Source organism: Streptomyces sp. NPDC058632 (assembly GCF_042717095.1).
GTDB lineage: Bacteria > Actinomycetota > Actinomycetes > Streptomycetales > Streptomycetaceae > Streptomyces.
The window spans coordinates 36,984-45,853 of sequence record NZ_JBHXQZ010000067.1 but is presented as its reverse complement, the minus strand read 5'-3'; the positions used below and the strand labels follow the sequence as shown (position 1 = coordinate 45,853).

The 8,870-nt window shown below is 70.8% G+C and carries 7 protein-coding genes; 6 read left to right on the top strand and 1 reads right to left on the bottom strand.

What is annotated here, in order from left to right; translation table 11 throughout:
* Nucleotides 1-52: 52 nt before the first annotated feature.
* Complete coding sequence (bldD, locus tag ACFWVE_RS24065; RefSeq protein ID WP_042174065.1) at nucleotides 53-556, bottom strand: transcriptional regulator BldD; 504 nt, start codon at nucleotides 554-556, stop codon at nucleotides 53-55.
* A 275-nt stretch (nucleotides 557-831) separates the two neighbouring features.
* On the opposite strand from bldD, the gene pyrR reads away from it, so the two are divergent.
* From pyrR to carB, 6 genes are all read left to right on the top strand, one after another.
* Nucleotides 832-1,389, top strand: a complete 558-nt coding sequence (gene pyrR / locus ACFWVE_RS24060) for a bifunctional pyr operon transcriptional regulator/uracil phosphoribosyltransferase PyrR (RefSeq protein WP_055594544.1) — start codon at nucleotides 832-834, stop codon at nucleotides 1,387-1,389.
* A gap of 106 nt (nucleotides 1,390-1,495) precedes the next feature.
* Nucleotides 1,496-2,479 (top strand): aspartate carbamoyltransferase catalytic subunit, encoded by a 984-nt coding sequence (locus ACFWVE_RS24055; RefSeq protein ID WP_384017519.1) that lies wholly within the window; start codon nucleotides 1,496-1,498, stop codon nucleotides 2,477-2,479.
* Between the two features lie 4 nt (nucleotides 2,480-2,483).
* Nucleotides 2,484-3,797 (top strand): dihydroorotase, encoded by a 1,314-nt coding sequence (locus ACFWVE_RS24050; RefSeq protein WP_384017516.1) that lies wholly within the window; start codon nucleotides 2,484-2,486, stop codon nucleotides 3,795-3,797.
* Nucleotides 3,794-4,414: a hypothetical protein gene (locus tag ACFWVE_RS24045; RefSeq protein ID WP_384017513.1), complete on the top strand. Its 621-nt coding sequence runs from the start codon at nucleotides 3,794-3,796 to the stop codon at nucleotides 4,412-4,414. Before ACFWVE_RS24050 ends, ACFWVE_RS24045 begins: the two co-directional genes overlap by 4 nt.
* Nucleotides 4,411-5,553 carry a glutamine-hydrolyzing carbamoyl-phosphate synthase small subunit gene (carA, locus tag ACFWVE_RS24040; protein WP_384017510.1) on the top strand — a complete coding sequence of 381 codons (1,143 nt, stop codon included), beginning with the start codon at nucleotides 4,411-4,413 and terminating at the stop codon, nucleotides 5,551-5,553. The genes ACFWVE_RS24045 and carA overlap by 4 nt, the downstream gene beginning before the upstream one ends.
* Nucleotides 5,546-8,854, top strand: a complete 3,309-nt coding sequence (gene carB, locus ACFWVE_RS24035; protein ID WP_384017507.1) for a carbamoyl-phosphate synthase large subunit — start codon at nucleotides 5,546-5,548, stop codon at nucleotides 8,852-8,854. Before carA ends, carB begins: the two co-directional genes overlap by 8 nt.
* Nucleotides 8,855-8,870 lie beyond the last annotated feature (16 nt).

Sequence of the window (8,870 nt, the reverse complement as noted above, 5' to 3'; positions counted from 1 at the left end):
GCTGCAGGTCGGGCCACCCCGGCGGTACGTTTCTGCTCGGGCGGTGGTGCGCTCAGCCCTCGTCGTGCGAGGCGACCGCGCGGCGCGCGTCCGCGTCCAGCACGCCCCAGCTGATCAGCTGTTCGGTGAGAACCGAGGGCGACTGGTCGTAGATCACGGCGAGCGTGCGCAGGTCGTCCTGGCGGATCGAGAGCACCTTGCCGTTGTAGTCACCGCGCTGGGACTGGATCGTCGCCGCGTACCGCTGCAGCGGGCCTGCCTTCTCCGGCGGCACCGTGGCCAGCCGCTCCAGGTCGAGGACCAGCTTCGGCGGCGGCTCGGCGGCGCCGCCCGGCGTGGTACCCGGAAGCAGCTCCTGCACCGGAACGCCGTAGAAGTCGGCCAGCTCGGCAAGACGCTGCACGGTCACCGCGCGGTCGCCGCGCTCGTACGAACCGACCACGACCGCCTTCCAGCGGCCCTGGGACTTCTCCTCGACACCGTGGAGGGAAAGGCCCTGCTGGGTGCGGATCGCGCGGAGCTTGGCCCCGAGCTGTTTGGCGTATTCGCTGGACATATAGCTCCCCGGCACTGTGTCGACGCGGCCGGCATGGTTTCCGGGCCGCGCGGCTGGTAACTCACTGTGAGGTTACGCAGAGTTACTCTCGCCCGTCAAGCCGAACGGTCCACACCGACTCTTCCGGGGCCGGCGGGAACCGTTGCGCCAATGGGGTGGCCGGCGCCGGCGGGAGGGGGAATCGGGGGTGTCGCTCCCCGCCTGGTAGCGTGGGCGCCGTACATCCGACGTCCTTTAAGGTCCGTCCCGTGAGGCGGAGAAGGAGGTCCGTTCACATGGACACGCACTCCGACGCGCGGCCCGTTCTCGAGGGCCCCGACATCGCGCGGGTACTCACCCGCATCGCCCACGAGATCGTCGAACGCGCCAAGGGCGCCGACGACGTGGTGCTCCTCGGCATCCCGACGCGGGGCGTCTTCCTCGCCCAGCGGCTCGCCGCCAAGCTCGAGCAGGTCACCGAGCGCAAGGTCCCGGTCGGCTCGCTCGACATCACCATGTACCGCGACGACCTGCGCATGCACCCCCCGCGCGCGCTGGCCCGCACCGAGATCCCCGGCGACGGCATCGACGGCCGCCTCGTCGTCCTGGTCGACGACGTGCTCTTCTCCGGGCGCACCATCCGCGCCGCCCTCGACGCGCTGAACGACATCGGGCGCCCGCGCGCGGTGCAGCTCGCCGTCCTCGTCGACCGCGGCCACCGCGAACTGCCCATCCGTGCCGACTACGTCGGCAAGAACCTCCCCACGTCGTTGCGGGAGACGGTCAAGGTCCTGCTCGCCGAGGAGGACGGTCGCGACACCGTGCTGCTCGGCGCCAAGCAGCCCTCCCCGTAGCGATCCGGGCGCGCCACCCGCGTGCGCCGGCCCGGTGCGCCCCCATGCGTCCGGCTGCCCGGATTCTCCCGTTCTTCCGATTGAACTGCCTTACGGAGCCTGACAGATGCAGCGTCATCTCATCTCGGCCGCCGACCTCACCCGCGACGACGCCGTCCTGATCCTCGACACCGCCGAGGAGATGGCCCGGGTCGCCGACCGGCCGATCAAGAAACTGCCGACCCTGCGCGGCCGGACCGTCGTCAACCTCTTCTTCGAGGACTCCACCCGGACCCGGATCTCCTTCGAGGCCGCCGAGAAGCGGTTGTCCGCGGACGTCATCAACTTCACCGCCAAGGGTTCCAGCGTCTCCAAGGGCGAGTCCCTCAAGGACACCGCCCAGACCCTGGAGGCCATGGGCGTCGACGCCGTCGTCATCCGGCACGGCGCCTCCGGGGCCCCGTACCGGCTGGCCACCTCCGGCTGGATCGACGCGCACGTCATCAACGCCGGCGACGGCACCCACCAGCACCCCACCCAGGCCCTGCTCGACGCCTTCACCATGCGGCGCCGGCTCGTCGGCCGGGACACCGGGATCGGCCAGGACCTCTCCGGCCGGCGCATCACACTGGTCGGCGACATCCTGCACAGCCGGGTCGCCCGCTCCAACGTCGACCTGCTGCACACCCTCGGCGCCGAGGTCACCCTCGTCGCCCCGCCGACCCTGCTGCCGGTCGGGGTCGGGGCCTGGCCCTGTGAGGTCTCCTACGACCTCGACTCGACGCTGACCAAGTCCGACGCGGTGATGCTGCTGCGCGTGCAGCGCGAGCGCATGAACGCCGCGTTCTTCCCGACCGAGCGAGAGTACTCCCGCCGCTACGGCCTCGACGGCGACCGCATGGCGAAGATGCCCGGGCACGCCATCGTGATGCACCCCGGCCCCATGGTCCGCGGCATGGAGATCACCGCCGAGGTGGCCGACTCCGAGCGCTGCACCGCCGTCGAACAGGTCACCAACGGGGTCTCCATCCGGATGGCCGTCCTGTACCTGCTGCTCGGGGGCAACGAACCCGCCCTCACCCACGCCGCCCGCACCACGGAGGAGAAGTAACACCATGAGCAAGACCCTGATCCGCGGTGCGAAGGTGCTCGGCGGCGACCCGCAGGACGTGCTGATCGACGGCGGGACCGTCGTGGCCGTCGGCACCGGGCTGAGCGCCGGGGGCGCCGGTCGTGCCGGAGGCGCGCAGGAGGTGACCGTCGTCGAGGCGGACGGCAAGGTGCTGCTGCCCGGCCTGGTCGACCTGCACACCCACCTGCGCGAGCCCGGCAGAGAAGACTCCGAGACCGTACTGACCGGCACCCGTGCGGCGGCGAGCGGCGGCTACACCAACGTCTTCGCCATGGCCAACACCTTCCCGGTCGCCGACACCGCCGGCGTCGTCGAGCAGGTCTGGAGGCTCGGCCAGGAGTCGGGCTACTGCGACGTGCAGCCCATCGGCGCCGTCACCGTCGGCCTGGAGGGCGCCAAGCTCGCCGAGCTCGGCGCCATGCACGAGTCGGCGGCCGGTGTCACCGTCTTCTCCGACGACGGCAAGTGCGTCCACGACGCCGTGATCATGCGCCGTGCCCTGGAGTACGTGAAGGCCTTCGGCGGCGTCGTCGCCCAGCACGCGCAGGAACCCCGGCTGACCGAGGGCGCCCAGATGAACGAGGGGGTCGTCTCCGCCGAGCTGGGCCTGGGCGGCTGGCCGGCCGTCGCCGAGGAGTCGATCATCGCCCGGGACGTGCTGCTCGCCGAGCACGTCGGCTCCCGCGTCCACATCTGCCACCTGTCGACCGCGGGCAGCGTCGAGATCGTCCGCTGGGCCAAGTCCCGCGGCATCGACGTCACCGCCGAGGTCACCCCGCACCACCTGCTGCTCACCGACGAGCTGGTGCGGTCGTACGACCCGGTCTACAAGGTCAACCCGCCGCTGCGCACCGAGCGGGACGTCCACGCGCTGCGCGAGGCGCTCGCCGACGGCACCATCGACATCGTCGCCACCGACCACGCCCCGCACCCGCACGAGGACAAGGACTGCGAGTGGGCCGCCGCGGCCATGGGCATGGTCGGCCTGGAGACCGCGCTGTCGGTGGTCCAGGAGACCATGGTGGACACGGGGCTGCTGGACTGGGCCGGGGTCGCCGACCGGATGTCCTTCACGCCCGCGCGCATCGGACGCGCCGAGGGCCACGGCCGGCCCGTCTCGGCAGGTGAGCCCGCCAACCTCACACTCGTCGACACGGCATACCGTGGTTCCGTGGACCCCGCGGGCTTCGCCTCGCGCAGCCGCAACACCCCGTACGAGGGCCGCGAGCTGCCGGGCCGTGTCACGCACACCTGGCTCCGGGGCACGGCCACGCTCATCGACGGGAAGCTCACGTGACACCTGTAATCCTGCTGGCCGCCGAGAAGGAATCGGCGGAAGTGACCGACTGGGCGGCCCGGATCGGCTGGGTCGTCGGCCTCGCCCTCTTCGTCGCGCTCGTCTACTGGCTGATGCGCGAGGGCTGGAAGTGGCGCGGCACCCTCCAGGGCGACCTGCCCGAGCTGCCCACCCGCCCGTCTCCCACCGCCACCCTCAACCGAGGCGGCGAGCCGTCGCTGCCTGGAATGCCGGAGTCGCCGGGTGCGGCGAGACTGACGATGAGCGGCCGCTACCACGGCTCCACCACTGCCGGGCAGTGGCTGGACCGCATCGTGGCGCACGGCCTGGGCACCCGCAGCCGGGCCGAGGTCACCCTGACGGACGCGGGACTGGACGTCGTACGCCCCGGCGCGAGCGACTTCTTCGTTCCTGTCGCCGCGCTGCGCGAGGCCCGGCTCGACAAGGGCATCGCCGGCAAGGTCCTCACCGAGGGCGGTCTGCTCGTCGTGACCTGGGCGCACGGCGACAAGCTGATCGACTCCGGCTTCCGCTCCGACCGCGCGGCCGAGCACAACGCATGGGTCGAGACCCTGAACGACATGATCAACAAAATGGAAACGGAAGGCGCACGATGACGACCTCCACCAGGGGAGTCGCCAAGACTCCCGCCGTACTCGTCCTGGAGGACGGCCGGATCTTCCGCGGCCGCGCCTACGGGGCAGTGGGGGAGACCTTCGGCGAAGCGGTGTTCTCCACCGGCATGACCGGCTACCAGGAGACCCTCACCGACCCCTCCTACCACCGCCAGGTCGTGGTCATGACCGCCCCGCACGTCGGCAACACCGGCGTCAACGACGAGGACCACGAGTCCCGGCGGATCTGGGTGGCCGGCTACGTCGTGCGCGACCCCGCGCGCATGCCGTCCAACTGGCGCTCCCGCCGTTCCCTGGACGAGGAACTCGCCGCCCAGGGCGTCGTCGGCATCAGCGGCATCGACACCCGCGCCCTCACCCGGCACCTGCGCGAGCGGGGCGCCATGCGCGTCGGCATCTTCAGCGGCGACGCAGTACGCGACGACGCCTCGCTGCTGGCCGAGGTCCGCGAAGCGCCCGGGATGAAGGGCGCCGACCTCGCCGCCGAGGTCGCCACCACCGAGCCGTACGTCGTCCCCGCCGTCGGCGAGAAACGATTCACCGTCGCCGCCATCGACCTCGGCATCAAGGGCATGACCCCGCACCGGATGGCCGAGCGAGGCATCGAGGTGCACGTCCTGCCCGCCACCGCGACCGCCGACGACGTCCACGCCGTGAACCCCGACGGCGTGTTCTTCTCCAACGGGCCCGGCGACCCCGCCACCGCCGACCACCCCGTCTCCGTGATGCGGTCCGTCCTGGAGCGCGGCACCCCGCTGTTCGGGATCTGCTTCGGCAACCAGATCCTCGGCCGTGCCCTCGGCTTCGGCACCTACAAGCTGAAGTACGGCCACCGCGGGATCAACCAGCCGGTCCAGGACCGGACGACCGGCAAGGTCGAGGTCACCGCGCACAACCACGGCTTCGCCGTCGACGCACCCCTCGACAAGGTCTCCGACACCCCGTTCGGCCGCGCCGAGGTGTCCCACGTCTGCCTCAACGACAACGTGGTGGAAGGGCTCCGGCTGCTCGACAAGCCGGCCTTCAGCGTCCAGTACCACCCGGAAGCGGCAGCGGGCCCGCACGACGCCGCCTACCTGTTCGACCGCTTCGTTTCCCTGATGGAGGGCCAGCGTGCCTAAGCGCACCGATATCCAGTCCGTCCTGGTCATCGGCTCCGGCCCGATCGTCATCGGCCAGGCCGCCGAGTTCGACTACTCCGGCACCCAGGCCTGCCGGGTGCTCAAGGCCGAGGGCCTGCGGGTCGTCCTGGTCAACTCCAACCCGGCGACGATCATGACCGACCCGGAGATCGCCGACGCCACCTACGTCGAGCCGATCACCCCCGAGTTCGTCGAGAAGATCATCGCCAAGGAGCAGCCGGACGCCCTGCTGCCCACCCTGGGCGGCCAGACGGCCCTGAACACCGCGATCTCGCTGGCCGAGAACGGGGTTCTGGAGAAGTACGGCGTCGAACTGATCGGCGCCAACGTGGAGGCCATCAACAAGGGCGAGGACCGCGAGCTGTTCAAGGAGGTCGTGGAGGCCGTCCGCGGGAAGATCGGGCACGGCGAGTCCGCCCGCTCGGTCATCTGCCACACCATGGACGAGGTCCTGGCCGGCGTCGACGAGCTCGGCGGCTACCCGGTCGTGGTCCGCCCCTCCTTCACCATGGGCGGCGCAGGCTCCGGCTTCGCCCACGACGAGGAAGAGCTGCGCCGCATCGCCGGACAGGGGCTCACCCTCTCGCCGACCACCGAGGTGCTCCTCGAGGAGTCCATCCTCGGCTGGAAGGAGTACGAGCTGGAGCTGATGCGCGACAAGCACGACAACGTCGTGGTCGTCTGCTCCATCGAGAACTTCGACCCCATGGGCGTGCACACCGGCGACTCCATCACCGTCGCCCCCGCGATGACCCTGACCGACCGCGAGTACCAGATCCTGCGGGACGTCGGCATCGCCGTCATCCGCGAGGTCGGCGTCGACACCGGCGGCTGCAACATCCAGTTCGCGGTGAACCCGGAGGACGGCCGGGTGATCGTCATCGAGATGAACCCGCGCGTGTCACGGTCCTCGGCGCTGGCCTCCAAGGCGACCGGTTTCCCGATCGCCAAGATCGCCGCCAAGCTCGCGGTCGGCTACACCCTCGACGAGATTCCCAACGACATCACGAAGAAGACCCCGGCCTCCTTCGAGCCGACCCTCGACTACGTGGTCGTCAAGGCACCGAGGTTCGCCTTCGAGAAGTTCCCGAGCGCCGACTCCACCCTCACCACCACCATGAAGTCGGTCGGCGAGGCCATGGCCATCGGCCGCAACTTCACCGAGGCGTTCCAGAAGGCGCTGCGCTCGCTGGAGAAGAAGGGCAGCCAGTTCACCTTCGTCGGCGAGCCCGGCGACAAGGCCGGCCTGCTGGGCGAGGCCGCCCGCCCGACCGACGGCCGCATCAACACCGTCATGCAGGCCATCCGCGCGGGCGCCACCCCGAAGGAGGTCTTCGACGCCACGAAGATCGACCCCTGGTTCGTCGACCAGCTCTTCCTCATCAAGGAGACCGCCGACGAACTGTCCGAGGCGCCCGAGCTGACCACCGAGCTGCTCGCCGAGGCCAAGCGGCACGGCTTCTCCGACCAGCAGGTCGCGGAGATCCGCGGCCTGCGCGAGGACGTCGTCCGCGAGGTCCGGCACGCCCTCGGCATCCGGCCGGTCTACAAGACCGTCGACACCTGCGCCGCCGAGTTCGCCGCGAACACGCCGTACTTCTACTCCTCCTACGACGAGGAGACCGAGGTCGCCCCGCGCGAGAGGCCCGCGGTGATCATCCTGGGCTCCGGCCCGAACCGCATCGGCCAGGGCATCGAGTTCGACTACTCCTGCGTCCACGCCTCCTTCGCGCTGAGCGACGCCGGGTACGAGACAGTGATGGTCAACTGCAACCCGGAGACCGTCTCCACCGACTACGACACCTCCGACCGGCTGTACTTCGAGCCGCTCACCCTGGAGGACGTCCTGGAGATCGTCCACGCGGAGCAGCAGGCAGGACCGGTCGCGGGCGTGATCGTCCAGCTCGGCGGCCAGACCCCGCTGGGCCTGGCCCAGGCCCTCAAGGACAACGGCGTACCGGTCGTCGGCACGTCCCCCGAGGCCATCCACGCGGCCGAGGACCGGGGTGCCTTCGGCCAGGTCCTCAAGGAGGCCGGCCTGCCGGCCCCCAAGCACGGCACCGCCACCACCTTCACCGAGGCCAGGGCCATCGCCGACGAGATCGGTTACCCGGTCCTCGTCCGCCCGTCCTACGTGCTCGGCGGCCGCGGCATGGAGATCGTCTACGACGAGTCCCGCCTCGCGTCCTACATCGCCGAGTCGACCGAGATCAGCCCCTCCCGGCCGGTGCTGGTCGACCGGTTCCTCGACGACGCCATCGAGATCGACGTCGACGCGCTCTACGACGGCGAGGAGCTCTACCTGGGCGGCGTCATGGAGCACATCGAGGAGGCCGGCATCCACTCCGGCGACTCGGCGTGCGCCCTGCCCCCGATCACCCTGGGCGGCTTCGACATCAAGCGGCTGCGCGCCTCCACGGAGGCCATCGCGCGCGGCGTCGGGGTGCGCGGCCTGATCAACATCCAGTTCGCGCTGTCCGGCGACATCCTCTACGTCCTGGAGGCCAACCCCCGCGCCTCGCGCACCGTCCCCTTCACCTCGAAGGCGACCGCGGTGCCGCTGGCCAAGGCGGCCGCCCGGATCTCGCTCGGCGCGACCGTCGCCGGACTCCGCGCGGAGGGCCTGCTCCCGGCCCGGGGCGACGGCGGCGACATCCCGCTCGACGCGCCGATCTCCGTCAAGGAGGCCGTGCTGCCCTGGTCGCGCTTCCGCGACATCCACGGCCGCGGCGTCGACACGGTCCTCGGCCCGGAGATGCGCTCCACCGGCGAGGTCATGGGCATCGACTCCGTCTTCGGCACCGCGTACGCCAAGTCGCAGGCGGGCGCCTACGGGCCGCTGCCCACCAAGGGCCGCGCCTTCATCTCCGTGGCCAACCGCGACAAGCGCTCGATGATCTTCCCCGCGCGCGAGCTCGTCGCCCACGGCTTCGAACTGTTCGCCACCTCCGGCACCGCCGAGGTCCTCAAGCGCAACGGCATCAACGCCACCGTGGTGCGCAAGCAGTCCGAGGGCACCGGACCGAACGGGGAGAAGACCATCGTCCAGCTGATCCACGACGGCGAGGTCGACCTCATCGTCAACACGCCGTACGGCACCGGCGGCCGGCTCGACGGCTACGACATCCGTACGGCCGCCGTGGCGCGCTCCGTGCCGTGCCTGACGACGGTCCAGGCGCTCGCCGCCGCGGTCCAGGGCATCGACGCCCTCAACCGCGGCGAGGTCGGCGTCCGCTCGCTCCAGGAACACGCGGAGCATCTGACAGCGGCCCGCGACTGACAGCCCCGAGGGGGAC

Coding starts and splice junctions, on each gene's coding strand:
- bldD (WP_042174065.1), bottom strand. CDS start 556: ATGTCCAGCGAATACGCCAAACAGCTCGGGGCCAAGCTCCGCGCGATC.
- pyrR (WP_055594544.1), top strand. CDS start 832: ATGGACACGCACTCCGACGCGCGGCCCGTTCTCGAGGGCCCCGACATC.
- ACFWVE_RS24055 (WP_384017519.1), top strand. CDS start 1,496: ATGCAGCGTCATCTCATCTCGGCCGCCGACCTCACCCGCGACGACGCC.
- ACFWVE_RS24050 (WP_384017516.1), top strand. CDS start 2,484: ATGAGCAAGACCCTGATCCGCGGTGCGAAGGTGCTCGGCGGCGACCCG.
- carA (WP_384017510.1), top strand. CDS start 4,411: ATGACGACCTCCACCAGGGGAGTCGCCAAGACTCCCGCCGTACTCGTC.